This window comes from Streptomyces sp. NPDC042336 (assembly GCF_055581985.1).
Genome location: NZ_JBVJEA010000012.1, coordinates 210,914 through 235,348 on the forward strand (window position 1 = coordinate 210,914; position 24,435 = coordinate 235,348).

Annotated in this window: 22 protein-coding genes; 8 read left to right on the forward strand and 14 right to left on the reverse strand. The window is 72.3% G+C overall.

The window, feature by feature from the left end; all coding sequences use genetic code 11:
* Positions 1-43: 43 nt before the first annotated feature.
* The 5 genes from ACZ6IM_RS25770 to ACZ6IM_RS25790 all read right to left on the reverse strand — a co-directional run bounded on the left by ACZ6IM_RS25770 (position 44) and on the right by ACZ6IM_RS25790 (position 7,609).
* Positions 44-3,010, reverse strand: a complete 2,967-nt coding sequence (locus ACZ6IM_RS25770; protein ID WP_469559415.1) for a DUF5682 family protein — start codon at positions 3,008-3,010, stop codon at positions 44-46.
* The gene (locus tag ACZ6IM_RS25775; protein WP_469559417.1) at positions 3,007-4,131 is read right to left on the reverse strand and encodes an ATP-binding protein; all 1,125 of its coding nucleotides are present in this window, start codon (positions 4,129-4,131) and stop codon (positions 3,007-3,009) included. Before ACZ6IM_RS25775 ends, ACZ6IM_RS25770 begins: the two co-directional genes overlap by 4 nt.
* A gap of 120 nt (positions 4,132-4,251) precedes the next feature.
* The gene (locus ACZ6IM_RS25780) at positions 4,252-5,691 is read right to left on the reverse strand and encodes a vWA domain-containing protein (RefSeq protein WP_469559420.1); all 1,440 of its coding nucleotides are present in this window, start codon (positions 5,689-5,691) and stop codon (positions 4,252-4,254) included.
* On the reverse strand, positions 5,688-7,091 hold the full coding sequence (locus ACZ6IM_RS25785) for a hypothetical protein (RefSeq protein WP_469559423.1): 1,404 nt from the start codon (positions 7,089-7,091) through the stop codon (positions 5,688-5,690). Before ACZ6IM_RS25785 ends, ACZ6IM_RS25780 begins: the two co-directional genes overlap by 4 nt.
* On the reverse strand, positions 7,091-7,609 hold the full coding sequence (locus tag ACZ6IM_RS25790; RefSeq protein WP_469559426.1) for a hypothetical protein: 519 nt from the start codon (positions 7,607-7,609) through the stop codon (positions 7,091-7,093). The genes ACZ6IM_RS25785 and ACZ6IM_RS25790 overlap by 1 nt, the downstream gene beginning before the upstream one ends.
* Before the next feature lie 143 nt (positions 7,610-7,752).
* Between ACZ6IM_RS25790 and ACZ6IM_RS25795 the strand changes: the two genes are divergently transcribed.
* The 3 genes from ACZ6IM_RS25795 (at position 7,753) to ACZ6IM_RS25805 (ending at position 11,438) form a co-directional block, all read left to right on the forward strand.
* Positions 7,753-8,538, forward strand: coding sequence for an SAM-dependent methyltransferase (locus ACZ6IM_RS25795; protein ID WP_469559429.1), 786 nt, complete (start codon positions 7,753-7,755; stop codon positions 8,536-8,538).
* Between the two features lie 129 nt (positions 8,539-8,667).
* Positions 8,668-10,308 (forward strand): phosphodiester glycosidase family protein, encoded by a 1,641-nt coding sequence (locus ACZ6IM_RS25800; protein ID WP_469559432.1) that lies wholly within the window; start codon positions 8,668-8,670, stop codon positions 10,306-10,308.
* Positions 10,309-10,409: 101 nt separating this feature from the next.
* Positions 10,410-11,438 carry an alpha/beta hydrolase gene (locus tag ACZ6IM_RS25805; protein WP_469559435.1) on the forward strand — a complete coding sequence of 343 codons (1,029 nt, stop codon included), beginning with the start codon at positions 10,410-10,412 and terminating at the stop codon, positions 11,436-11,438.
* Between the two features lie 35 nt (positions 11,439-11,473).
* Here ACZ6IM_RS25805 and ACZ6IM_RS25810 read toward each other — a convergent pair whose 3' ends face one another.
* Positions 11,474-12,034, reverse strand: a complete 561-nt coding sequence (locus ACZ6IM_RS25810) for a pyridoxamine 5'-phosphate oxidase family protein (RefSeq protein WP_469559438.1) — start codon at positions 12,032-12,034, stop codon at positions 11,474-11,476.
* Positions 12,035-12,115: 81 nt separating this feature from the next.
* Entirely contained in the window at positions 12,116-12,997 is an 882-nt protein-coding gene (locus ACZ6IM_RS25815; RefSeq protein ID WP_052843017.1) for an alpha/beta fold hydrolase, read from the reverse strand.
* A 127-nt stretch (positions 12,998-13,124) separates the two neighbouring features.
* Here ACZ6IM_RS25815 and ACZ6IM_RS25820 point away from each other — a divergent pair, with 127 nt between their 5' ends.
* Positions 13,125-13,532 carry a winged helix-turn-helix transcriptional regulator gene (locus tag ACZ6IM_RS25820; protein ID WP_052843018.1) on the forward strand — a complete coding sequence of 136 codons (408 nt, stop codon included), beginning with the start codon at positions 13,125-13,127 and terminating at the stop codon, positions 13,530-13,532.
* Between the two features lie 105 nt (positions 13,533-13,637).
* On the opposite strand, the gene ACZ6IM_RS25825 is transcribed toward ACZ6IM_RS25820, so the two are convergent.
* The gene (locus tag ACZ6IM_RS25825; RefSeq protein WP_052843019.1) at positions 13,638-14,558 is read right to left on the reverse strand and encodes a hypothetical protein; all 921 of its coding nucleotides are present in this window, start codon (positions 14,556-14,558) and stop codon (positions 13,638-13,640) included.
* On the reverse strand, positions 14,555-14,986 hold the full coding sequence (locus ACZ6IM_RS25830; protein ID WP_469559443.1) for a hypothetical protein: 432 nt from the start codon (positions 14,984-14,986) through the stop codon (positions 14,555-14,557). The genes ACZ6IM_RS25825 and ACZ6IM_RS25830 overlap by 4 nt, the downstream gene beginning before the upstream one ends.
* 273 nt (positions 14,987-15,259) lie before the next feature.
* Between ACZ6IM_RS25830 and ACZ6IM_RS25835 the strand changes: the two genes are divergently transcribed.
* Positions 15,260-18,772, forward strand: coding sequence for a CHAT domain-containing protein (locus tag ACZ6IM_RS25835; RefSeq protein WP_469559446.1), 3,513 nt, complete (start codon positions 15,260-15,262; stop codon positions 18,770-18,772).
* A 31-nt stretch (positions 18,773-18,803) separates the two neighbouring features.
* Entirely contained in the window at positions 18,804-19,997 is a 1,194-nt protein-coding gene (locus tag ACZ6IM_RS25840; RefSeq protein WP_469559448.1) for a tetratricopeptide repeat protein, read from the forward strand.
* A 22-nt stretch (positions 19,998-20,019) separates the two neighbouring features.
* Here the strand turns inward: ACZ6IM_RS25840 and ACZ6IM_RS25845 are convergent, their stop codons facing one another.
* On the reverse strand, positions 20,020-20,391 hold the full coding sequence (locus tag ACZ6IM_RS25845; RefSeq protein ID WP_052843021.1) for a winged helix-turn-helix transcriptional regulator: 372 nt from the start codon (positions 20,389-20,391) through the stop codon (positions 20,020-20,022).
* Between the two features lie 83 nt (positions 20,392-20,474).
* Between ACZ6IM_RS25845 and ACZ6IM_RS25850 the strand changes: the two genes are divergently transcribed.
* On the forward strand, positions 20,475-21,371 hold the full coding sequence (locus ACZ6IM_RS25850; protein WP_469559452.1) for an NAD(P)-dependent oxidoreductase: 897 nt from the start codon (positions 20,475-20,477) through the stop codon (positions 21,369-21,371).
* A gap of 105 nt (positions 21,372-21,476) precedes the next feature.
* Here the strand turns inward: ACZ6IM_RS25850 and ACZ6IM_RS25855 are convergent, their stop codons facing one another.
* Together ACZ6IM_RS25855 and ACZ6IM_RS25860 are read right to left on the reverse strand one after the other, a co-directional pair.
* Positions 21,477-22,784, reverse strand: coding sequence for a hypothetical protein (locus ACZ6IM_RS25855; RefSeq protein WP_469559455.1), 1,308 nt, complete (start codon positions 22,782-22,784; stop codon positions 21,477-21,479).
* A 74-nt stretch (positions 22,785-22,858) separates the two neighbouring features.
* On the reverse strand, positions 22,859-23,539 hold the full coding sequence (locus ACZ6IM_RS25860) for a TOPRIM nucleotidyl transferase/hydrolase domain-containing protein (RefSeq protein ID WP_469559458.1): 681 nt from the start codon (positions 23,537-23,539) through the stop codon (positions 22,859-22,861).
* Between the two features lie 6 nt (positions 23,540-23,545).
* On the opposite strand from ACZ6IM_RS25860, the gene ACZ6IM_RS25865 reads away from it, so the two are divergent.
* Positions 23,546-23,707, forward strand: coding sequence for a hypothetical protein (locus tag ACZ6IM_RS25865; protein ID WP_469559460.1), 162 nt, complete (start codon positions 23,546-23,548; stop codon positions 23,705-23,707).
* A 34-nt stretch (positions 23,708-23,741) separates the two neighbouring features.
* Here the strand turns inward: ACZ6IM_RS25865 and ACZ6IM_RS25870 are convergent, their stop codons facing one another.
* A complete protein-coding gene (locus ACZ6IM_RS25870) occupies positions 23,742-23,963 on the reverse strand; it encodes a hypothetical protein (protein ID WP_052843024.1) in 222 nt (73 codons plus the stop codon).
* Between the two features lie 11 nt (positions 23,964-23,974).
* On the reverse strand, positions 23,975-24,298 hold the full coding sequence (locus ACZ6IM_RS25875; RefSeq protein ID WP_469559463.1) for a hypothetical protein: 324 nt from the start codon (positions 24,296-24,298) through the stop codon (positions 23,975-23,977).
* Between the last annotated feature and the right edge of the window lie 137 nt (positions 24,299-24,435).

Here is a 24,435-nt window from a genome sequence, read left to right on the forward strand (position 1 = left end):
GTGCACGGCGGGCCCCGGCCGGGCCGGAACCCGCCGCGCACCGTCAGACGCGCGCCAGCACGGCCTCCCACGCCGCCGCCGCGTCAGGGTGACGGGACGTCAGCACGGAACCCAGGGCTTGCCGGCTGCCGTCCGTGGCCCACCCGTCGTCGCAGCCGAGCAGGTCGGCCAGCGCGTCGCAGGCCGCCGGGTGCGCTGCGAGCAACGCGACGCCGGACGCGTCGGCCGGGTCCACCGGGCCGCCCGGGTCCGCCCATCCCTGCGTGCAGCCCAGCAGCTCCGCCAGCGCGTCGCAGGCCGCGGGATGGGCCGGCAGCAGGGCCGCACCGCGCGGTGCGTGGCCGGCGGACTCCGCCCGGCGGGTGCCCGGTGCGACCGGGGGCGGCGTCCGCCACGGCGGCACCCAGGCGTCCAGCGCCGCGAGCCGCCCCGGGAAGATCCGGCCCGCCTCGCGGATCAGCAGCGGGGCCAGCTCCGCGGCATTCGACCGCAACGTCGTGACGAGCAGTGGCAGCCACGGCAGCAGCACCGCGTCCGGCAACCGTCCGAAGGCGTTCGACACCGCCTCCACCACCACGTCCGCCAGCCCCGGCACGGGTTCCAGCGCGTGGACGAAACCGCTGAGGTAGCGCGGGTAGGCGGGGACCACCAGCGGGTCGGCCAGCAACGCGTCGCACCGCGCCCGCAGTTCACCCCGCGACAGGGTGCCGAGCTGCACCTGTGCGGCCCACAGCAGGGCCGTCTTCGACGGGTCCTCGGGGCGCGACTGCCCGACCGCCAGCTCCAGCTGGGTCCGGTCGCAGCCCAGCGACAGCGCGAGCCCCTCCATGCTGAACAGGAAGCCCAGCATCGCCGCGACCTGCCCGACCGTCGCGTCCTCGTCCTGGAACGCCGTCGGCAGCAGCGTGCAGTAGTGGGCGTACCCGGACTTGACGAACGACTCGATCCACGACGGCAGCACCGGCTCACTCGTCCGGTAGTACGCGAGCATCGCGCGTACCCGGCGCAGCACCTCCGGCGCGCCGTCCACCGTGCGCTCGGCCGCCAGCACCTTCAGCGCGTGGGTGCCGAGTTCGTCGGCGAGGCGGCGGCTGCCCAGGTAAAAGGTGGCGTCCTCCACCGCGGCCAGCACCGTCGCGGTGGTCGCCCCGGGGCCGTACGCCTCGCGCCGCAGCCGCTGCTCCAGAACCTGCTCGATGCTGACGCCCTCGTAGCCCAGCTCGATCAGCGCCCGCTGGTGGGTGCCGAGGGCGAGGTCCCAGGACTCCTGGATCGACCGCTCACCGAGCCGCCGCTCACCCATGATGGGCCGGGCAGCGCCGTGCGGCAGCAGCCGCCGCAGCATCCACAGCACGTCCGAGCAGGCCCGCAGCTCCGGCCGGGACGCCATGTCCAGCAGCGCCCGTCGCACCCCGCGCTGCTGGAGCCGCAGCCCGAGCGGCTCCAGCCGGTCGTGCACGTCACGGGCGAGCGGCGGCAGCGCCTCGTAGCCGACCTGGCCGATCCGGTCGCCGCCCATCATGATCTCGACCAGGCGCCGCACGTCCCGCCGCCCCGGCACCACGTCCTTCTCGATGCAGGTGACCGCCGCGTCCTGGAAGTCGTACGGCGTGGGCTTGGCCCGGTCCCGCATCCCGGCCAGCAGGATCGACGTCTCGAAGACCGCGACGGCGTCGGCGGTGGAGGCGAGATAGCCGCTGCGCCGGGCCGCGCGCACGATGTCAACCGACCAGCCGAGCAGCTCCGCCTCGTCCAGCGAGTCCAGTACGGGCGGCCGGCGCAGGAAGCCGGAGAGCCGGTCGGCGGCGGCCGGATCCCCGGCCGGTGCGACGGCAGGAGCCGCCGCCTTCTTCGCGGCTGACTTCCGCGCACCGGGCTTCTTCGCCCCGGCCTGGCCCGCCAGCCGGTACGGCTCGACCCGGGTCCGCTTCAGGCTCTTCGCCCACTCCGCCGCCGCGATCGACACCGAGCCCGCGGCCAGCCCGAACTGCGCCTCGATCGCCGCGTGGCTGGACGGGATCAGCCCGTACCGCCAGGAGGTGGCGGTGCGCGGGGAGATGGTGAAGGCTCCCCTCCTGCCCCGCACCCCGAACTCCTCGACGCGGCTGGCCGCGTGGAACGCCCCGCACACGTACAGGCAGTCCGCCGGATCGGTGCCGGTCGCGTCGAGGTGTTCGCGCATCCGGGTCCACATGTACCGCTCGCGGTCCTCGTCCACGCGGACCCGGGCGCCGTCTCCCGGCGCGAGCCGCCGGAACAGGCTGCCGACGAGGAACATGACCTGACGGTAGGTGTCGTGGTCGACGGCGGCGTCTGCGCTGCTGTCGCCGAGCGGCACCTCCACGTACTGGTGCCACCACTCCGACCAGTGCCGCACCTTGCCGTGGCGCAGCAGGTGCTCCTCCAGCTCGGCGAAGCGCGGCCGCAGGTCGCCGATCTCGACACCGACGGCCTCCCCGTGCAGAGCGGCCTCGGGATCCGGGGAGTCCTGCCCGGCTCCGGGCTCCTCCGGGGCCTGTTCGTGCCGCCCGTCCCACTGGAAGACGTGGTCCGCGGACCGGTCGACGAGGACCAGCTCCACCCCCGGCGTGTCCAGCGCGTAGGCGATGGCCTGGTACTCGGCGGACGCCTCGGTGATCGGCGCGACGACCGACAGCGGAGCCCACTCCTTGGGGAAGCCGTCGACGTCTCCGGCGAACGCCTGCACCGCCACCGGCAGCCGGCAGTTGCGCAGCTCGGCCAGGAGCGGCGCCATGTCCTCGCACAGCTCCAGATACACGACCTTGGGCTGCTTCTCGCGCAGCCGACGGGCCATGGCGGTGGCCGAGGCGGGGGAGTGGTGGCAGACGGGGAAGATCTCCAGCGGTTCGCGCGCCGCGCGGTCGACGTCGTCGACCAGGCCGAGGAGTATGCCTTCCAGGGCGTCGGGCCCGCCCGCGAACGTGGCGGCGGCCTCCTGGAGCTGCCCGCGGAGCGCGGCGAACGACGTGCTCTCCCGGTCCCCGTTCACGACAGCGTGGCGATCGCGTCGCGGCCGCCCTCCAGGAACTCGGGCCAGGAGCCGCCCTGCTCCTTGCTGCGCGGCTCGACCACTCCGTGCAGGTACTTGTTGAAGATGGCGAGGTCCTCGGGCTCGCGCCGGGTGAGGGAGCCGACCAGCGAGGAGGCGAGGGTCCGGGCGGTCAGGGCGCTCTCGCCGAAGAAGTTGCTGTGCAGCACGGCGTCCTCCAGCACACCGATCTGCTCCGCCGTCGACAGGGCCGACTCCAGCTTCTCGTCGTCGCTGCCCGCCGCGGCTGCCGACTGGCGCAGGTCGGCGAAGCTCTGCAGCAGCACGTCGAGCAGCGTCGGCGGCACCTCCAGGTCGATCGCGTGGCGGCGCAGCAGCTCCTCGGTGCGGAAGCGGACGATCTCCGCCTCGCTCTTCTTGTTCGTCACCACCGGGACCCGTACGAAGTTGAAACGCCGCTTGAGGGCGGACGACAGGTCGTTGACACCCCGGTCGCGGCTGTTGGCCGTGGCGATGACCGAGAAACCCGGCTTGGCGAAGACGATGTTGTCGTCGCCGGCGCCGCTCTCCAGTTCGGGAACGGAGATGTACTTCTCGGAGAGGATCGAGATCAGCGCGTCCTGCACGTCACTGGTGGAGCGGGTCAGCTCCTCGAAGCGGCCGATGGAGCCGGTCTCCATCGCGGTCATGATGGGTGAGGGGATCATCGACTCCCTGGACTGCCCCTTGGCGATGACCATGGAGACGTTCCACGAGTACTTGATGTGGTCCTCGGTGGTGCCGGCCGTGCCCTGCACCACCAGCGTGGAGTTGCGGCTGATCGCGGCGGACAGCAGCTCGGCCAGCCAGCTCTTGCCGGTCCCCGGGTCGCCGATGAGCAGCAGCCCCCGGTCGGAGGCGAGGGTGACGATGGACCGCTCGACGAAACTGCGGTCACCGAACCACTTCTGCGCCACCTCCCGGTCCAGTCCGTCGGAACGCTCGGAGCCCAGGATGAACAGACGGACCATCTTCGGCGACAGCCGCCACGAGAACGGCTTGGGCCCGTCGTCGATCGACTCCAGCCAGTCGAGCTCCTCGGCGTACTTGATCTCGGCGGGGGCGCGCAGCAGTTCGGACATGAGGGAGAGGCCTTTCGTACGGTGATCGGGGCGAACGCGGAGACGTGGCGGCGGCGGAACGCGACGGAACGCGACGGAACGCGACGGAACGCGGCGGAACGTGCCGGAACGGCCCGGTGATCAGGTGAGGAACGTCTTGAGTTCGTGCACGAGCTTCTTGATGTGGCCGGAGATCACCGGCGTACCGAGGTCCTTGAACCGCTCCCGGAACCACGGGTTGACGCTGCCGCGTCCGGAGCTGGTCACCGACCCGACCGGGATGAACTTCGCGCCCGAGCGGTGGACGGCGGCCATGGAGTCGAACAGCTCCTGGTGCCGCCATTCGTAGAAGTCGGAGATCCACACCACCACGGTGTTGCGCGGCTCGGCGATCTTCGGCTGGGCGAGTGCCATGGCGACCGTGCCGTCGGTGCCGCCGCCGAGCTTGGTGCGCAGCAGCGTCTCGAACGGGTCGTGCGCCCAGGGGGTCAGGTCCAGCGCCTGTGTGTCGTAGGCGATGAGGTGGACGTCCACCTTCGGCAGCCCGGCGAATATGGACGCCAGGATGGTGCAGTTGACCATCGAGTCGACCATGGAACCCGACTGGTCCACGACCACGACGAGCCGCTGGGGCGTCGTCTTGCGGCTGGTGTGCCGGTAGTAGAGCCGGTCGACGTAGAGCCGCTCCTCCTCGGGGCTCCAGTTGGTGAGGTTCTTCCAGATGGTGCGGTCGATGTCGAGGTTGCGGAAGACGCGCTTGGGCGGGACGGACCGGTCGAGTTCGCCGACCGTGGACTTCTCCACCTGGGTGCGCAGCACCTCGGTGACCTCGTCGACGTAACGGCGGATGAGCGCCTTGGCGTTCGCCAGCGCCACTCCGGAGAGATTGTCCTTGTCGCGCAGCAACTGCTCCATCAGGGACATGCTCGGCGTCAGCCGCGCGGCCAGCGCGGGGTCGGCCAGCACCTCGCGCAGGCGCATGCGCTTGACGAGGCCGGCCTCGATGGAGCCCAGTTCGGGGCCGATCGCGGGCAGGAGGCGACCGAGGTCCGGAGCGGGCCCGCCGACCCCGGTGCCTGTGGGACTGACACCGCCGCCGGACCGGCTCGGCCCACCCGAGGGTCCCCGTCCGCCCCGCAGCTCGCCCGGCCGGCAGCCGAGGGCGCGCTCCAGCCAGTCCGCGTCGGACTGCCAGCGGGCCAGCTGCTCGGCGCTCACGTTGCCGGAGCCGGTGGAGAAGACGTTGAGCAGCACCTTGGACACGAGCGCCGCACGCCGTACCTCGGCGGCCCGGTCCCGCGCGTCGTCCTCCTCCGGCTCGGGCACCATCAGCCCCTCGAACTCGGCCGCCAGCTCCGGGTGCCGCTGGACGACGGAGCCGACGGAGGCGCCGGGGTCGAGCAGCGCGGCCGGCAGGCCGATGTCCTCGACCACGGCGAGGCTCGCGGACTCCAGCGCGGGCTGCTCCTCGGGGTCGAAGAGCCGGGCCAGCAGGCGCCAGTAGAGAACCTGACGACGGTTGTCGTGGTGACCGTCCGGGGAGCCGGGGGTCTGCCCGGTGGGCTGGGAGTGATCGGTCATTTCCGCAGCAGCTTTCCGGCGCGCTCGCGCAGCACGGTGACGGCGTCGGTGGCGGCCTTCTCGGCGCGCACCCCGGCCTTGTCCGTGGTGCCCCCGGCCCAGGCCCCCGCGTGCACGGCGACGGCCTTCTTGCGCACCGTCCGCTCCACGGCCAGCGGCTGGAGCAGGAACTCCCCGGCATCCCAGCGCAGCAGCCCCAGACAGGCGCCGGACGACGCCACCGCCTCGGGGGTGAGCGGTCCGGCGGCCGGTACCCGGTCCGTGTCGACCCGCAGCCGGTATCCGGCGACGTCCAGCACGACCTCGCCCGCCACGTCCTCCGCGTCCGCCACGCCGTACTCCTCCACCAGGACCGGCACCGCGATCCTGGCCGGATGCCGGTCCAGCGGCGACACGGCGGACGCGGCCGCGGCGGGCAGGGCCACCCGGGCGGTGGTGAACACGTCGGCGGGCTCACCCGCACGAGCACGGGAGTCGTCCCACAGCAGATCGCCCTCGGCGGTCAGCGGCATCGTGTCGACCTCGACGGCACGGCCCTCGCCCACCGCCGCCAGCAGCGACATGTGCGGCCGCAGCAACTGCCACAGCCCGGCCCCGACGACCGTGTCCGGCTTGGGCGCGGACACCGAGGCCCGCACCAGCCGGGACGCGCCCCCGTCCGCGGGCTCGAACACCGCGTGCACCTGCGCCTGTACGGCGGTGGCGTGCTCCTGGAGGTCGACGCCGAGCGGCAGCAGCCGCCCGGTGACCTCTCCCGCGGCGGGTGCGGAGGCCGCCCCCGGCAGGGTCAGCAGCAGGGCACGTGTCCACAGGTCGGCCCAGCGGCGCACCGGCACCCGCTCCAGGGTCGCGCCGGGACAGCAGGCGGCGAGCTCGGCGGCGAACCCGTCGAGCAGCGTCGCGAGCCGGCGCAGCGCCGGGTCGGGCAGCATCGCGGAGACGACGGGCGCGGCGCCGCCCACGAGTTCGTGGTCGATGCCCTGCCAGCCGGTCCGGGCCAGGTCGCACAGCCAACCGCGCGCGGCGACGAGCAGGTTCGCCGCACGCTCCACGCCGGAACCAGGTGCGGCGGGCACCGATTCGGCGGCGGGGCGGCCGGTGACCTCGTCCACCCGTGTCACCAGGGCGTCGTGAACGGAGCCGAGCAATGCGGTACGCGCGGCGGCGAGCGCGACGAAGTGCCCCTCGTCACCGCCCCCGGCGGACGTCTTCTCGGCGGCCTCGGCGACCCGCGAGGCCAGTGGAGTCCCGGCGAGGGCGTCGGCGAGTCCGGACAGCCCACCCGCCTGCGCGGGCTGCGGGCGGAGCAGACCGCCGACGAGCACCGCGTCGAACCCGTCCACGGCCGCGAGGGCCTCGTCGAGCCCCTCGACGTCGTCGAGCAGCAGGTCGGCGCGCATCAGGCGGCCACCGCCCCGGTCGTCGGGAACCAGTGCATCTCGGGCAACGGGGAGGTGACGGGTCCGAGTTCGAGGTTGGCGAGCTGTCGCAGGAACCGGCTGAACACCTGCGCCGCCGCCGAGGCGTCCCCGGCCCCGGGCCGCGCCGCCGTCATGGCGGAGGTGAGGGACTGGGCGTCGACGGCGTCCCCCGTCTCGACCTTCAGGTAGCGGGCGACGCGCTCGGCGCCGTACTGCAGCACCGCCTCAGCGACGAGGGCGCGGATGTGGTTGCAGAACGAGCCGCGCGCCCCGCCGCAGGGACGGTTGTTGTTGGTGCTGCACGAGAAGGCGTAGGACGACGCCGCGACCGAGGACACGTACACCCGCCCGATGTCCGACCCGCTGGACACCACACCCTGCAAGCGCCCGTCGGCCAGCTCCACGAACGGCACCTTGGCGAGCTTGCGCGGCCGCGCGGACGGCACCACACGCACCGTGCTCGACTTCTCCCAGACGGACAACGCACCATCTCCCATGCATGCGAAAGGGGGGCGTTCACGCCACCTCGGCGGAACGAGATCGAATCTAGCGGCGGCCACTGACAGCGCCCTGTGACCTGGGCCGAATCCGGCTAGGCTGGCATCCTGACGGTGCCGTTCCGCATACGGAGGAGTGTCCTGTGACCGCCGGTATACCCAGACCCCGCATCGACACGAGCAAGCCGCACCCCGCCCGCGTCTACGACTGGCTGCTCGGCGGCAAGGACAACTACCCCGTCGACCAGCAGGTCGGCGAGACACTCCCCGCGGAGGCCCGGGGCAACGCGGCACGGAACCGGGCGTTCATGCACCGCGCGGCGGCCTGGCTGGCGAAGAACGGCGTCGACCAGTTCCTGGACATCGGCACCGGCATCCCCACCGAACCCAATCTGCACCAGATCGTGCAGGCGGTCAGCCCGGGCGCCCGCATCGTCTACGCGGACAACGACCCGATCGTCCTCAGGCACGCGGAGGCGCTCCTGACCAGCACCCCGCAGGGTGCCACGGACTTCCTCCTCGCGGACGTACGGCAGCCCGAGACGATCCTCGAACGGGCCCGTGAGGTACTGGACTTCGACCGCCCGATCGCCCTCTCCCTGATCGCACTCCTGCACTTCCTGCCGGACGACGAGGACCCCTACCGCCTCGTGCGCACCCTCGTGGACGCGCTCGCTCCCGGCAGTTGCCTCCTCCTCTCGCACGGCACCGCCGACCAGCACCCGGAGCTGAAGCAGGAGACCGAGGCCGCGTACAAGAAGGGCGCCATCCCGCTGCGGATGCGCACCCGGAGCGAGGTCGAACCCTTCTTCGCCGGGCTCGAACTCGTCGAGCCCGGCCTGGTGTTCGCCACCGAGTGGTACCAGGAGGAACCGGCACCGGCGCGGGAGCGCAGCGGCTTCTACGTCGGCGTTGCACGGGTCTCCTGAGCCGGACCCGGGCGGGGGCAGGCGGAACTGCCGCCTGCCGGGGCCGCCTTGACGCGGGCCGGAACCGGCCGATACTTGTGCGCAGCACGGGTCGGTCGGTGTCCGTGGTCGGCGCGAGGCGGGACGACGATGAAGAAGAGACTGTGTGCCACGGTTGCCGTTCTCGGCGTCCTCATGGCGCCGGCCGCACTGCCGCCGGCCGCACAGGCGTCCCCGCACCCCGCCGGACACCGCTCGCCGGCCCGGCAGGCGCTCCCCCTGGGGCCCGTCGGCCTCCCCGAGACGCGCACCACGACCACCCTCCAGCCGGGCGTCACCCTCACCCGTATCGTGCGCGGAATCGCCGACGACCCGGCGCTCCACTGGACCGTCGAGGTGTCCATCCCCGGCGGTGACACCTCCCCGGACCCCGACGCACCGCCCACGGCCCTCAAGGACCGGGCGAGCGCCGACGAACTCGCCGCCGAACTACGACGGGACGGCTTCGAAGCCCGGGCGGATGAGGTGAGGACACCGAGAACGGCCGACTACACGGGCGGCAGCCTCGGCTGGCGGGTCCGCGTCGGAAGCTTCGACTCGCAGGCCGCCGCGACGGCCGAACGCACCCGCCTGAGAGCGGCCGGCCACACCGGATCGGCCGTCCACACCGGCTGGGACGGCGGGGCGACGGACCGCGGTCCGTGGCACGTCGACGTACTCACCATCGACCCGCGCACGTTCCGCGGCACCCTGGACGCGTCGTACGGTCCGGACCTGGAGAACCGCGAGACGACCACCGCACTCTCGACGTCCGCCGCCGCGACCGCCGCGGTCAACGGCGGCTTCTTCGTCCTCGACCCCAAGGCGGGCGCACCGGGCGACCCGGCCGGAGTGGGCGTCTACGACGGACGCCTGCTGAGCGAACCGGTCGCCGGACGCCCCGCCCTCGTCGTCCACGGCAACGGCCGCCGCACGGAGATCACCCGCGTCACCTGGCAGGGCCGCATCACCAGCCGCACCTCGTCCCTGCCCCTCAACGGCATCAACCGCGTCCCCGGCCTGATCAGGAACTGCGGCGGCACGAAGGGCGACGCCCCGACCTCGCGCCCGCTGCACGACGTCACCTGCACCAACCCCGACGAGCTGGTCGCCTTCACCCCGGACTACGGCGGTCACACACCCGGGGGAGAAGGCGTGGAAGCGGTACTCGACGCCCACGACAGGGTCGTGCAACTCCGTTCGCCGCGCGGCGGAACGATCCCCCCGGGCGGCAGCTCCGTCCAGGCGACGGGCGAGCGCGGCACCGACCTGACCGCCGCGGCCCACGTGGGCGACCGCCTGCGCGCCAGCACGACCCTGCTGGACGCCCGTGGCCGCCGGGTCACACCGTCTCCCCGCACCGACATCGTCAACGCCGGTCCGGAACTGGTCCGCGACGGCCGTGTCCACGTCACCCCCGCCACCGACGGCATGGTGCACCCCGGCGACCCGAGCTGGTACTACGGCTGGGTCCACAAGCGCAACCCGCGCACCCTGGCCGGGGTGGACGCCGCGGGCCGCACCGTCCTCGTCACCGCCGACGGACGCGGCACGGGCTCCCTCGGGCTCAGCATCGGGGAGAGCGCCGCCGTCGCGAGGGCGCTCGGCCTGCGCGACGCGGTCAACCTGGACGGCGGAGGCTCCACCACGATGGTGGCCGGCGGCGCCGTACTCAACACTCCCTCGGACGCCGCAGGCGAACGCCCGGTCGGCGACGCGCTCCTGATCCTGCCCCGCCGAAACGGCACCTGACCCCGACCTCCACGGACCGACCGCCGAAACGCACCACCGCACCCCCCCCGGCACCCCCCGCACCACCGCGCGACCAACAGCAACCCACCCCGGGAGCCGCCGTGTTCGCGAACGTGCCCACTTTCCTCAGCGTCCTCAGCCCGCTGCGAGCGAGACTCCTCCTGGTCCTCGCCGTACTGCTGGCCGTCCTGACTCCGACCGCTCCCGGGGCCCTGGCCGCCGGGAAACCGGAGACCGGTGCCACCCGCCCCGGCGCGGAGGTCGTCGCCGTCACCCAGGTCGCGGACCGCCAGGTCGACCTGTCGGTACGGTCGAGCGCCCTCGGGGGCCGCACGGTCGACGTCCGCCTGCTCACCCCCGACGGCTGGAACCCGCACGACCGGCAGCACTGGCCCACCCTCTGGCTCCTGCACGGCTGCTGCGGCGACTACACGTCGTGGACGAGCATGACGGACGTGGCCGAGACGGACAGCCTGCGCGACGTCCTCGTCGTGATGCCCGAGGCGGGCTGGAACGGCTGGTACAGCGACTGGTGGAACCATGGTGCCGGCGGCGACCCGGCATGGGAGACCTTCCACACCAAGGAACTGCGCCATCTCCTGGAACGCGACTGGGGTGCGGGCTCGGACCGCGTGGTCGCCGGCCTGTCGATGGGCGGCCAGGGGGCCCTGCTGTACGCCGCCCGGCACCCGGGGATGTTCAAGGCCACGGCGGCGTTCTCCGGCTCCGCGCACCCCCTTCTGAACGACGAGTCGGTCGACCGCATCATGGGCTTCTTCGCCGGCCAGGGCAACGACCCGCTCCGCGTCTGGGGCGATCCGGTCGCCCAACGCCGGATCTGGCAGGCCCACGACCCCTTCCACCTCGCCAAGCGACTGAGGCCGATCCCGGTCTACCTCTCCTGCGGCGACGGCACCACCGGCCCCCTGGACGCACCGGGCGCCACCAGCGCCCTGGAGGCCGACTTCAACCGCCAGAACCACGCACTCGCCGCCGAGCTGAAGCGCGTGGGCGCCCGGCACGTGACGACCAACTTCTACGGCCCGGGAACCCACGGCTGGGCCTACTGGGAACGAGAACTGCACGCCTCGCTGCCGATGCTGCTGGGGGCGTTGGGCAGGCCGCAGTGAGATGAGGGAGACCTCCCCGCTGCCCGACCGGTGACTCAGAAGCTCCACCGCGTATGGCTGTAGACCCCGTCGTCCCGGCCGAACCCGTACGCGGTGACCGGAGCCACCGCGTACAGCACCGCGTCTCCGCTCCGCATGGAGTCCCCGAGGCCGTGGAAGGTGCCTTCGGCCGAGGTGATGTGTGCCCCGTACTTCGCCTCGTGCGCCGCGATCACCTCCTCCAGCACGGTCGGATCACCGACGCGTTCCGCCTTGCCCTCGACGACGAGGTCCAAGCCCTCGGTGAGCGAGTTCCCGCCCGTGAGCAGCGCGCAGTGTGCGTCGTGCGCCAGGTTCCGGGCCTTCTGCTCACCCGGTCCGGTGGAGAAATACAGCACACCGTCGTGCCACGCCGCGATCACCGGCGTGATGTGCGGGCCACCACCGGGCCGCATCGTGACCACCCAGAAGATCTCGGCGGCCGCCATGCGCCGTTGGGCCTCCACCCACTCCGTGGCGGTGACGTCGGCGGCGCCGGGTCGAGGATTCAGGGCGGAGCTGTAGCGGGCGTCCAGGTCGGTAGTGGGCTGCTTCGCGGCACGTTGTTGCTTGGACATGGCAGATCTCCTTGCTGTCTTGTCCGTAACGACTGCCGGCCGGCCCGGAAATCATCGGTGGGTCCGATAGGGGTACGTCCGTCAGGGGTGCGTCCGCTGGAGGAACGGTTCGAGGAGGCCGAGCAGCCGTTCCGGACGGTGCAGCGGGATGATGTGTCCGCAGTCCTCGATCACGTGGCCGACGAGGTGATCGGCGACCGGCCGCAGCTGGCGTTCGAGGGCTCGGCCCACCGGATGCGCGCCGACGGCCATGGTGGGGACGGTCAGCCGTCCGCCGGTGACGGCCTCCTCGATCTGCTCGCTGCTCGTGGGCAGCGCGCGGTAGTAGGAGAAGGCGCAGCGCAGGGCGTCGGTTCCGGTGTAGGCCCCGACGAAGGCGTCCCGGACAGCCGGATCGACGCCCTCCCCGAGAGAACCGGTGCCGAGGAACCAGTCGAGGTACCGGTCCTCGTGCCCGGTCAGCACCGTCTCCGCGAGACCGGGCACCGCATGGAAGCCGAACCACCAGGGCGGGCCCTGAGCCAGGAACTCCTCCGCCCCCGGCAGCCCGCCCAGCAGTGACTCCATCACCACCAGCCGTTGGACGAGGTCCGGCCGTCGCATGGCGAGCAGGAACGCGGGCGGGGTTCCGGCGTCGATCCCCACGACGGCCGCCGAGCGCACTCCGAGGGCGTCCAGCAGCGCTTCGGCATCGGACGCGAGCGTTCCGGCGTCGTAGCCGCTCGTCGCGCGCGTGCTGGCCCCGGCCCCTCGCATGTCCGGCGCGATCACCCGGTGGTGCTCGGCGAGCGGGCCCATGACATGGGTCCACAGCTGCCAGGTGTGCGGGAAGCCGTGCAGCAGGAGCACAGCGGGTCCCTCGCCGTGGAGGGCCACGTTGAGTTCGATGCCGTTGACCGGGATGCGCCGAAGCTCGACGCCTTGGGGGTGGAGGGCGGAGGAGCGAGGTGAAGCGGTGGGCACGGGTACTCCCTGAGGCAGATATGGCAGTTGTAGCAGTTGTGGCAGTTACCAATGGTGACAACCAAACGGTAGGTGACTAGGCTGGGGGAGCCAAGACCGTACTTCTGCCACAGGTGGTGAGCTCCAGGTGACCCCCTCCCCGACGCCAAGGGCGTCGCGATCCCCGAACGGCGCTCGGGGAGACCTGTTCGACCCGGAGTGCCCCACGCGCCGCCTGCTCGACCGGATCGGCACCAAGTGGACCTCCATGGCGGTCAAGGTGCTGGCGGAGGCATCCCCGGATGAGGTGCGGTTCGCGGAACTGCAGCGCAGGATGCCCGGCATCTCGCAGAAGATGCTGTCGGCCACGCTCCAGGGCCTCACCCGCGACGGCCTGGTCGGCCGCCGCGTGGAGGCGACCGTCCCACCGCGCGTGTACTACAAGCTCACCCCGCTCGGCCTGACCCTGGAGGCACCGCTGGCCGCACTCCGCGAGTGGGCCGAGGAGCACATGGCGGAGGTGGACCGCGCCCATCAGGGCTGGAGTCCGTCGTGATCGCGCCGGGAGGACGACCGCGGGCGGCAAGCCCACGGCGCCAGAGCCGCCAGAGCCGCCAGGGCTGCCAGGGCTGCCAGGGCTGCTGAGGCCGTCAGGACCGGCCTACGCTGCTCGCGTCTCCTTGCGCAGCAGCCGGGTGAGGCGTTCGCCGAGCTCCCGGTCGTCGAGGCCCGCGCACTCGATGCCCAGTGCGGTCGCCAAGTCGCGTACATGGAGGTCGGCCAGGGCCTGGGTGAGTTCGGCGAAGGCATCCGCGGCCGCACGGCCCCGCCGTACTCCCGCGGCGACGGCGACAGCCCCGGCCAGTGCCGCCGGCCACCACCACAGCGCCAGCACCAGATATCCCACGCCCCAGGCACACAGGCGGGCCGACGCGGTCAACCTGACGCGGGCCGCCTGTAGTTCGGCACGCGTGCCGTCGGGGGCCAGGAGCCACAGATGAGGCCAGGCGGCTGCCAGATCCAACCCCTGAGCGCGCCACAGCCGTTGTGCGGGTGCGGCCAAGCGGTCACCCGTCCAGAAGGGGTGGCGGGGCGGTGTCGAGGCGATACGGTCGCGGTCGGCGTACCGGCGTTCGGCGATGTCCGCGAGCCGGTCGGCGTCGTCCGCTCCCTCGATCCGGGCCCGGCCCGCCGCCACCAGCGCGGTGCGAAAGGCCGCGTCGGCCGCACGCCAGCGGCGCGACCGGCGGTTGGCGAGGTACCGCAGCACCGTCCCGTGCGGCTGCGCGCACCAGAGCAGCTCCACGCCCGTGCCCAGGGACTGGGCGGCCGCGCCGGTCACCGCGGCACCGGCCAGCACACCCGCCGCCACCAGGACGACGGTGCCGGCGCTGCGGGACACGGGGGAGTCGGCAACCGTGTCGAGCCAGGCCCGCAGGTACTCGACGTCGGACCAGTGCTCGTGACCGAGGACCATGGCCGTGGTGAGGACGGAGAGGAAGAGCAGCCCGGGCAGGGCCAGCGCGGCCAGCCACCGTTCGGCGATCCGGCCGCCCAGCGCGCTGAGGAAGCCGCTGGTCACCGGAGGGGCACCGTGCGCAGCGGCTGCTCGAAGATCCGGCAGCCGGGGTGCGGGTCGTCGTCGGTCGGCGCCTCCACCCGCCCGCAGCGGCCCCGCGGACAGGCGAGCACGTGCAGCGGCGGGTGGTCCCGCCCGGCGACCGGCAGTCGCTGGAAGCCGGGCGTGAGCGGCGTCGGTGTGGTGCGGTAGGAGCCCAGGCCGGCGCTGTGCCCGGCCGCGAGCAGCTCCTCCTCCAACTCGTCGAAGGAGTCGTCGAGTTCTTCGGGGGCCCGGCCGGCACGCAGTTCGGAGGCGATGGACTCGACGAGCCGCAGCCCCCGCTCGCCGAGCACCAGCGATCCCGACGCGTCCGTCAGCCGTCGGCAGAGCCCCTCCAGCCGGGCGTGCTCACCGCCCGGCCCGCTTCGCCCGCCAGTCTCGATCTCCACCGTTCCCCCTCGGACGCCGGACGCCGGTCGGCCGCGATTGTACGTCGGCTGTCGGCTGTCGGCTGTCGGCTGTCGTCCGTTGTCCGGCTGCCGTTCGGGGCACGCCGGGATCCTCGCTCCGGCCCGCCGTACGGACTGGCCCGCCGTACAAACTGGTCGCCGTACGAACTGCCCGCCGTACACCGTCGCGCCCACCGCCCGTTCGCTATCGTGGGAAGGGGCCGCGCAGCGCCGAGACACCTCGGTCGGGCGGTGTGACACCGGGGGGTGGGCGTGCACGAAGCGAATCGCGCTCGCGGGGCGGACGTGCGGGACGAGGAATCGCGCGCCGACCGGCTGCTGTCCCACCACTTCAGGACGGGCGACCGGCCCGCCCTCGACCAGGCGATCGCGCTCTACCAGCGGTTGCTCACCTCAGCGGCGCCGGACGCCGGACGGGCCCTCGCCCGGGCCGCCGCCAACCTGATGGTCGCCCTCCAGACCCGCTACCAACTGCTGGGGCACCCGGACGACGTGGAGGCACTGGTCGACCTGGGCCGTGAACGGGCGGCGGACGAACCGGTCCGCCCGCAGGACGTGCGGCTCCTGGGTCTCGCGTACCAGCAGAGGTTCGCGCTGTACGGACGGCCCGACGACCTCGACCGAGCGGTGAACGCCTTCGACCGGGCCGCTCGCCTGCCCCAGGAGGCCCAGACCGCGGCGCAGTCGCTCGGCGCCCTCGCACAGGTGCTGCACATGCGGCACAAGATCACCGTCGGTGGCGGCACGGCCCGGGACCCGGGGGAGTTCCCCGCCACGCAACCCCGGCCCCCAGGCCCCGACGCCCCCGCCCCCACGGACCTCCTGCACGCGACGGACGCCCAACGGCAGGCGATCCACACCCTGCCGGACGGATCGGAAGACCGGCCCGGCTACCTGAGCAACCTGGCCGCGATGCGCCACGACGCGTATCTGTTCCAAGGAGACTTCGGCGCCCTGCGTGAGGCCCTCGACCTGTGGTACGCCGCGCTGGAAGCCGTCCCGCGAGGGGAGCCCGCCCGCCTGCTCATCCTGCGCAACCTCACCCAGGGGATGCGCGAGTGGCACGAGTACGCCCCCGAGGAGACCCACCGGGCGGAGATGCTGCGGGTCCACCGCATGGCCCTGTCCGAGTGCCCGCCCGGCCACCCGCAACGCGCCGAACTGCTCGCCGGCCTCGGCGTGGCCCTGCGCTTGGCCGCCGAGGCCGACGACGAGCTGCCGTTGCTCGAGGAGTCCGCGGCGTTGCTGCGCGAGGCCCTGCCCCTCTTACGCCCCGGCACCCCGCAGCGCGCCAAGAGGCTGAACAGCCTCGGCAACACCTTGCACAGACTGGCGCAGAGGACCGGTGACGCGGTGCTGCTGGACGAGGCCGTCGCCACCCTGCGCACCGCCCTCACCGAGGAGGAGCCCGGCACCGACGCCTACGCCGGGACCTTGGCGAACCTCGCCGTCAGCCTGCGCGAGCGCGCCCTCCAGACCGACGATCTGACCTCCCTGCGGGAAGCTTCCCGACTGGCCAGGGAAGCCCTCCACGCGTCACGGAACGCGCCGGTCCTCCAGGCCGGACGGCTCGGCAACCTGGGCGTGGTGCTGCAGAGTTGGCACCAAGCGACCGGCGACACCGCAGCCGCCGACGAGGCGATCGACGTCGCCCGTCAGGCACTGGCACTCGCACCCGTGGCCGGTCAGCCGCGGGCCGACAGGCTGAACCACCTCGCCAACGCCCTGCGCGCCCGGTTCGCGTCCACCGCCGACGTGACAGACCTCGACGAGGCCGCCGGTCTGCTGGAGGAAGCCTCCCAACAGGTCCGCTACGGCGATCCGTCACTCGCGGTGATTCTCTCCAACCTCGGCTCCGTCCGACTCACCAAGCATCACGCCACGGGTGAATCAGGTGAGTTGGAGCAAGCCGTCAGCGAACTGGGACGCGCCGTGTGGGCCGTCGCGGAGGGCACCTCGGCCCACGGCGCTTATCTGAAGTCGTACGGCGACGCGCTGCGTGCCCTGCATCACCGGGACGGCGACCCGGGAGTACTCCGTGCCGCCGCGGACGCCTACCGACAGGCCGCCGGGACCAGGTCCCTGCCCGCCCACGAGCGGGTCCTCGCGGCCTGGGAATGGGGCGCCGCCGCAGGAGGAGACCAACGTTGGGACGACGCCCTGCCCGGCTACGAACTGGCCCTGGAGCTCTTGCCGTTCGCCGCCTCGGGCCGACTGGTCCGCAGCGACCAGGAACGCGGCCTGTCCCGGGTGAGTGGCCTGGCCGCCGAGGCCGCCGCCTGCGCGGTCAACGCCGGCCGGCCGGAACACGCGGTGCTGCTGCTGGAACAGGGCCGGGGCGTCCTGCTGGGCCGGACCATGGCCACCCGCGACGGGCTCGGACGGCTGCGCCGCGCCCACCCGGAACTCGCCGGCCGCTTCTCCCGCCTGCGGGAGCAGCTCGACGCGCTGGAGTCGACCGCCGCGGACGCCGCCCAGGGCGGTCCGTGGGCCGGCCCCACCGATGCGCGGCACACCCTCGCGGCCGAGCTGGAGCGACTGGTCGCCGAGATCCGGACCCGGCCCGGCTTCTCCGACTTCCTCGGCGCACCGGACCTGCGGGCGGTGATGTCCTGCGCCGACCGGGGCCCGGTGGTGCTCGCCTACTGCAGCGAGTTCCGCAGCGACGCCCTGGTGCTGCGGGACGGTGAAGTCCTCCTCGTCCCCCTGCCGTACGCCACCCCGCAGGCCGTCGGCGAACAGGCGGACCGCCTCGAACAGGCGCTCGCCGACGCGGTCGACCCCGCCCGCGACCGGGCGGCCCAGCAGGCCGTCCGCGAGGTGCTGGCCTGGACGTGGGACCACGTCACCGGACCTGTGCTCGACCGACTCGAGGTGCACGGACCCAGGTCCGACGGCGAGTGGCACCGGTTGTGGTGGTCGCCGGGCGGCGCGCTGGCCTCGCTGCCGCTGCACGCGGCCGGCCACCACGACGCCACAGGGGCGGAACCGGACGGCGGACCGGTGCCGGCCCCGGCGGAACCGGACGGCGGACCGGCCCCGGCCCCGGCGGCCGTGCCGGGGCCACGGACGGTACTGGACCGGGTGGTCTCGTCGTACACGCCGACCGTCGCCGCTCTCCGGTACGCCCGGACCCGGGCAGCCGCCCCCCGCCCGCACGGCCCGGTGCTCGCCGTGGCGCTTCCCGCCACGCCCGGCGCCCGGCCGCTCGGCGGCGCACGGCGCGAGGTGGAGGTGCTTCGTGGACTCCTGCCCACCGAGGTGCTGTCCGAGGAACGGGCCACCTTCGACAGGGTGATGGACGCCCTGCCTCGTCACTCGTGCGTGCACTTCGCCTGCCACGGCGTCAGCGAGCCCGCCGAGCCCTCGAACGGCCGGCTCCTGGTGCACGACCACGCGACCCGTCCACTGACGGTCCGTGCGATCTCCCGCCTGGAACTGCCGGCGGCACGGCTCGCGGTGATGTCCGCGTGCGAGACGGCACGGGGCGGCGGGGAACTGGCCGACGAGTCCATCCACATCACGTCCGCGTTCCAGCTCGCCGGGTACGCCAACGCCGTCGGGACGCTCTGGCCGGTGCACGACGCGGTGGCCGTCCGCGTCACACGGCTCCTCTACCGGGAGCTGTGCACCGAAGGAGCCGGTGGTCCGGAGCTGGACGACACGAGGACGGCCCACGCCCTGCACCGGGCGGTCCTCCGGTGCCGCGCCGCCTTCGCGGCCAGTCCCAGTCTGTGGGCGGCACACGTGCACGCGGGAGCCTGACGACACCGGCAGCAACGAGGAGGCGGTCACGATGACCCGATGGTGGCGGCGACGAGCCGCGGAAGAAGGAGAGGCCGCCGGCGCACAGCCGCAGCCCCGACAGGGACAGGAGGACGGGCAGGAGTCCGCGGGGCGGTCCGGGAACGAGGGACGGCTGGTCGGTGGACACATCACCCTCACCGAAGTCACCGAGGGCCGGCCGGAGCAGGAGATCGTCCGGGTGGAGCTGTCCGCCGAGGAGATCCACACCATGCGGGCCCGGTCCGCCATCGACACCCTGGGCCCCGAGCACCCGGACGCCCTCACCGCGATGCGCGAACTCGCCCACGTCCTGCTCTCGGTCCCCGGACGGGGCGAGGAGGCCGTCGAGCTCTTCCAGCATGTTGCCCGCACCCGGTGGACCACGCTGGGCGACCGCCACGAGGACACCCTGCGCGCCTCCGTCGAGCTGGCCGACGCCCTCCACACCACCGGTCAACTGCGCCTGGCGGAGACGGCGTGGCGCGACACCTTCCGCGCCCAGGCGGAGACACTCGGCCGCGACCACCCGGACGCGCTGCGCAGTGCCACCCGGCTCGCGGCGGTCCTGGAGGACCTCGGCAGGGCCCCCGAAGCGGAGCCGCTCGTGAGGGACGTCCTGGAACGCCGCATCCGGCAGCTCGGCCGTGATCACCCCGACGTCCTGTCCGCCACCAACGCGCACGCCGCTTCCCTGCTCAAGTGCGGCCGTCACCAGGAGGCGGAGCGCGTCCTGCGCGCCCTGGTTCCCCGACTGGAGGACCGGTACGGACGCGACCACGAGAAGACGATCGCGGCCCGGAGCAACCTCGGCGCCGTCCTGGTCCGACTGGACCGCCACGCCGAGGCGGAAGAGCAGATCCGTGCCGTCGTGCGGTCGACGGAGGCGACGCTGGGTCCCGACCACGAAACCACCTTCACCGCGCGCAACAATCTCGCGGCCGTCCTGCACGCCCAGGAGCGCTACGAGGACGCGGTGCCGATCCTGCGCGTGATCCTGAGCGGGCGCGTCGCACTCCACGGAGACGACCATCCGATCACGGTCGCCACCCGGGACAACCTCGCCAACGTCCTGATCGACGTCGGCCACCACGCGGAGGCCGCCGAACTGCTCGACCGCTGCGTACGCGACTACCGCCGGCTGCACGGCCCCGGACACCCCCGCCTCAGGGCCGCCGAGGAGAGACTGGCCTGGCTGCGCTCTTGAGGTGAGCGTGCCGAGGGGACGTTCACCCTGGTGAGGTTCCGACCGCCTGGACCGCCTCGCAGCCTTCGCGACGTATCCGCTCGGTGCCCCACACACCGAGCGGTCCGAGCGCGTGATTGAGCGTGCGGCCGTGCTCCGTGAGGGAGTACTCCACTCGCGGCGGCACCTCGGCATACACCTCACGGTGCACGAGCCCGTCCGCCTCCATCTCCCGCAGATGCTGGGTGAGCATCTTCTCGCTCACGCCCGGCAGTCCGCGACGCAGCTCGGCGAAACGGCGGACACCATGGGCGTCGAGCTCCCAGAGGATCAGTCCCTTCCACTTGCCGCTCACAACGTCGAGGGCAGCGTCGATGCCGCAGACGTACGGCCCGGACCTTGGCGCCTTGCCCATCACTGAGCCCCTTACGAAATGGTAAGTACCGCAGAAAACAGTGGGTACTTCCGAGGCTACCCGCGCTCTCCGAGGATGAAGGAGTGAACGAACACAAGGACCGCACCACCAGCCGCAACACCCCCGTTTCCGTGATCGGGCTGGGCCCGATGGGCCAGGCCATCGCACACACCCTCCTCACCGCGGGCCACCCGGTCACCGTCTGGAACCGCACCGCGAGCCGCGCCGACGACGTCGTCAACGCAGGAGCGACGCACGCGAAGACACCCCGCGAGGCCGTCGAAGCGAGTGACCTGCTGCTGCTCAGCCTCACCGACTACCAGGCGATGTACGACATCCTCGACGACGCCACCGAAGCACTCGCCGGGCGCACCCTGGTCAACCTCAGCTCCGACACCCCCGATCGCACCCGCGAGGCAGCAGCGTGGGCCACACGCCACGGCGCCGCCTTCCTCACCGGAGGCATTATGGTCCCCGCGCCCATGGTCGGCACGGACGCGGCCCACATCTACTACAGCGGCCCCGAGGACCTGCTGGCGAGGCACCGGGGCACCCTGGAACTGCTGGGCACGCCCAAACACCTGGGCGGGGACCCGGGTCTCGCCCAGCTGATGTACCAGGCCCAGCTCGCGGTGTTCCTCACCACCCTGTCCGGCCTGATGCACGCCACCGCGATGCTGGGCACCGCGGGCACGAAGGCCGCGGAGGCGCTGCCGGAGCTGCTCTCCTCCGCCGACACGATCGGCGACATGCTGAGGGCGGGCGAGGAACACCCCGGCGCCGCGCTCGACGCCGGCGAACACCCCGGCCACCTCAGCACGGTCACCATGATGGGCGCGACGGCCGACCACATCGTCGACACCAGCACGTCACTCGGTCTCGACCTCGCCCTCCCGACGGCCGTCCAGGGCCACTACCGGCAAGCGATCGAGAACGGCCACGGCAGCGACAACTGGACCCGCATCATCGACAGCATCTGAAAGCCACGCTGACGTGACGTCCACCGGTCGACGCGTCGAGGAGACCCGTCGCCGAACCGACCGGTGGGCCGGTCCCTTCAGGAGCTCCGGCGGGGCGGCCCGCGTCTACGCGGGCAGCGCGGGGAACACGATCACCGAACCGTTCTCCTCGCGAGCGATTTCGATCGCCACGTCCGTCGGGCGACTGTCGACCACGACGCCGTCGCCCAACTGACGAACCCGGTGTGCCGCGCGCATCAAGCGATCGACTTCCGCGTTCGTGAAGACGGGCCGCAATCCGTGCGGGCGGGCCAGCTCCAGCGTCGACAGGCGGACCAGGACGCCGGCAAGGCCCGACTCCAGGGCATCGAGACGCTGCTGGTCGCGCTTGAGGACACGGGTGAAGCTCTGGAACAGGTTGTTGGGGTCGCCCTGGGCGTGCTCGACGGCCTGCAGGACGACGACTCGCCGCTTCAACGCGATGGCGAGGGTGGCCAGTTCCAGGTGGGCGCGGAAGATGCCACCCTGGTCGTCGATTCCGGGGAACGACTTGGTCAGCGTGCCGAGATCGACGGCCTGGCCCTCGGGCAGTTTGTCGAGTGCGCTCTGCCACTTGGCAAGGCGGCGATCGACGGCGCCCAGCGCGGAGTTGATGGCGTGCACCGCCGAGTCCAGACCCAGCGAGACCCCGGGCCTGCCCTGGTCGAGCAGGATGGCGGTGGCCTTGTCGATGGCGTCCCGGCAGCCGTCGAGTGTGCTGTGCTCTTGTTCGAGCTCCTGCTCCTGCAGTTGCTCCAGCATTTCCGTGATGTGCTCGATGGCCTGCTGACGCTTGCCGTCGGCGTGCGCGCTCACCCCCACCGCCACGGCCATGAGCACGAGCGGCGCGGCCACGGTGAGCATCGCACTGCCGCCGACCGCCACGCCCGCCGTCGCACCGGCTCCACCGACCGCGCCCGCCGTTGCCGCTTGACCGACCGGCACGAACGTCGCGGCGCCGGCGATCTTCCCCGAAGAGTCCACGAGCGCGCTTCGGAGGGCACCGGACGTGCCCTTCGCCACCATCGGGCTGAGACAGCCCTGGCCGACCTGGGCGGCGAGCTTCGCCGGGATCACCATGCGGTAGAGGCCTTCGCCGGCCGCTGTCGCCGTAGCCGACGAGGAACTCCGCGCTGATTGCGTGATGAGCTGCGACAGGTGCTGCGCCAAAGGGCTCGCGGCATCGAGCGGGATGCCCCGGCCGCGGTCGAGCTTGTCGGGCAGCGGATATGCCTCAAGTGTGGCGATCGGCTCGTCGGCCAGGGCGGCCAGTGCCCCGCGCAGTTCAGACAGGCGCTCAGCCGTCATGGGCCCGTCCCCGGTCAATGCGGGCACCCGGACATCACCGGTCGCCAGCGTCCACACCGGAACGATCCCCTTGCGGTCGTCAGTCATCGTCTCCCCTTTTTCTCCAGCGACAGCCTACGGTCGGAGGCCGACCGGAAGGGCATGAACCTTGTGCGTACGTGCTAGGCGTGAGGCGTCGGCGGTCCCGTCATGGCCCTCACGTTTTCCATCAGTTCGTGCAACAACTTCGGCTCACCGTCGGCGGTGCGTGCGGCCTCCGCGTACGTCGGCCCGTGCTTGCCGTCCACGTAGCCCTCGCCCCGCGCGACCAGTTCAAGGCGGCGGGCGTTCCAGGCGGGCCAGTCGTCCTTGAGGTAGCTGTCGAGGTCGTCCTCGAAAACGGTGTGCGTCGCCTCGCTCGTGCTCGCAGGGCTGGCTTCGCCCGTGACCCGCAGATAGCTGAGGATCTTCGCGTTCTTCGCGATGTTGTCCCGAAGACTCGCTGTCTTCTTCTCGGTGTCCGCGTCGGCCACCTTCCTCGGCCCGGTGTCCGCGTCGAAGACGAGGTGGCAGCGTACGCCGAACCCGGTGAGGATGGCGTGGCAGAGGATCATGTTGCCCTTGCCCTCGGCGTTCACCACACAGATGCCTTCGGCGCCGAGGCTCAAGCCCTGGCGCTCGGCGAAGGCCAGGAGGACGCTCTCGTCCGTGGCGCCCTCGACCAGAACGGCGACGTCGGCGAACAGTGCCTCGGCAAGCTCCTTGACGTACCGCGTGGCGCCTCGACGTGCGATGGCCTTCTCCGACACGTGGTCCTCGAGGTACTGCCGAGACTCCGTTTCGGTGAGGGCGCGCAGGCTCACCTCCGGATGCTCGCCACCGCTGACCCGATCCGCGGCGCACCCTTCCAGAAGGCCAACCCATGGCTCCTGGACGACGGCCGGGTGCTGGGCGCCACGCACTCCCAGGGGCTCTGGGTCTTCATCCGGCGCAGGCCCAATGCGGCCGTCCCGGCAGGACGTCGTCGCTGACACCGATCTCTCCTGAGGTGGAGGGCGTCGCCTTTCAGCCCGTCCGTACAGCTCTGTAGCGGACGGGCCAGTCCTCCACCTTCACCAGTAAGCCTTCGCCCGCGAGGTCGCGCAGGATCCCGCGGGTGTGCTTCGGGTGGGGATCATGCCCTGTGTCGCGTAGGGCGCGGAGGGCGCGCTCGGTGTCCCAGAGCCCGCCGAACGTACGCACTGCCTTCTCGAGGTCGGTGCGCTGGTTGGTGGGGCCTTCCGTCATGGTTTCGCTCCTCAGGCCTGCCCGGCGGAGGGAGTGGCCGAGTGCGCCTTCTTCGTGTGGTTGGCGATGCTCGCCGGTGCGCCGACGTAGTCACAGGACCCGCACTTTCGCCATGCCCCCTCGGACACGGCCCTTGCGCTCACCGAGTGTCCGGGGCCGTACCCGTGGCCGTGCAGTAACTGGGCCACGGACGAGCCGTATTCGACTGCGAGGAGGGCCGCCTCCGCCACTTTGTCGTGGCCTGGTGCGAAGAAGGAGCCGGGGCCGGTCTTCTTGGCGCAGCCGCACCAGCAGGTGCCGGTGGGGGTGAGGTGGGGAAGGGGTTTCGTCGTCATGGCGTCACCGTAGATCAGTGAGGAAGCTGTGCCCGGCCCTTTGAGGTGTTTGGTCTCAGCTCCGGTGCGCTGCTTCCGGAACCGAGCCAAAGGGGAGGGTGCCGCCGTACGCGCGACCACGGCGGCTCGCGTCGAGC

Coding starts and splice junctions, on each gene's coding strand:
- ACZ6IM_RS25775 (WP_469559417.1), bottom strand. CDS start 4,131: ATGTCCGAACTGCTGCGCGCCCCCGCCGAGATCAAGTACGCCGAGGAG.
- ACZ6IM_RS25780 (WP_469559420.1), bottom strand. CDS start 5,691: ATGACCGATCACTCCCAGCCCACCGGGCAGACCCCCGGCTCCCCGGAC.
- ACZ6IM_RS25785 (WP_469559423.1), bottom strand. CDS start 7,091: ATGCGCGCCGACCTGCTGCTCGACGACGTCGAGGGGCTCGACGAGGCC.
- ACZ6IM_RS25790 (WP_469559426.1), bottom strand. CDS start 7,609: ATGGGAGATGGTGCGTTGTCCGTCTGGGAGAAGTCGAGCACGGTGCGT.
- ACZ6IM_RS25800 (WP_469559432.1), top strand. CDS start 8,668: ATGAAGAAGAGACTGTGTGCCACGGTTGCCGTTCTCGGCGTCCTCATG.
- ACZ6IM_RS25810 (WP_469559438.1), bottom strand. CDS start 12,034: ATGTCCAAGCAACAACGTGCCGCGAAGCAGCCCACTACCGACCTGGAC.
- ACZ6IM_RS25840 (WP_469559448.1), top strand. CDS start 18,804: ATGACCCGATGGTGGCGGCGACGAGCCGCGGAAGAAGGAGAGGCCGCC.
- ACZ6IM_RS25845 (WP_052843021.1), bottom strand. CDS start 20,391: ATGGGCAAGGCGCCAAGGTCCGGGCCGTACGTCTGCGGCATCGACGCT.
- ACZ6IM_RS25855 (WP_469559455.1), bottom strand. CDS start 22,784: ATGACTGACGACCGCAAGGGGATCGTTCCGGTGTGGACGCTGGCGACC.
- ACZ6IM_RS25865 (WP_469559460.1), top strand. CDS start 23,546: ATGCTCGCCACCGCTGACCCGATCCGCGGCGCACCCTTCCAGAAGGCC.
- ACZ6IM_RS25870 (WP_052843024.1), bottom strand. CDS start 23,963: ATGACGGAAGGCCCCACCAACCAGCGCACCGACCTCGAGAAGGCAGTG.
- ACZ6IM_RS25875 (WP_469559463.1), bottom strand. CDS start 24,298: ATGACGACGAAACCCCTTCCCCACCTCACCCCCACCGGCACCTGCTGG.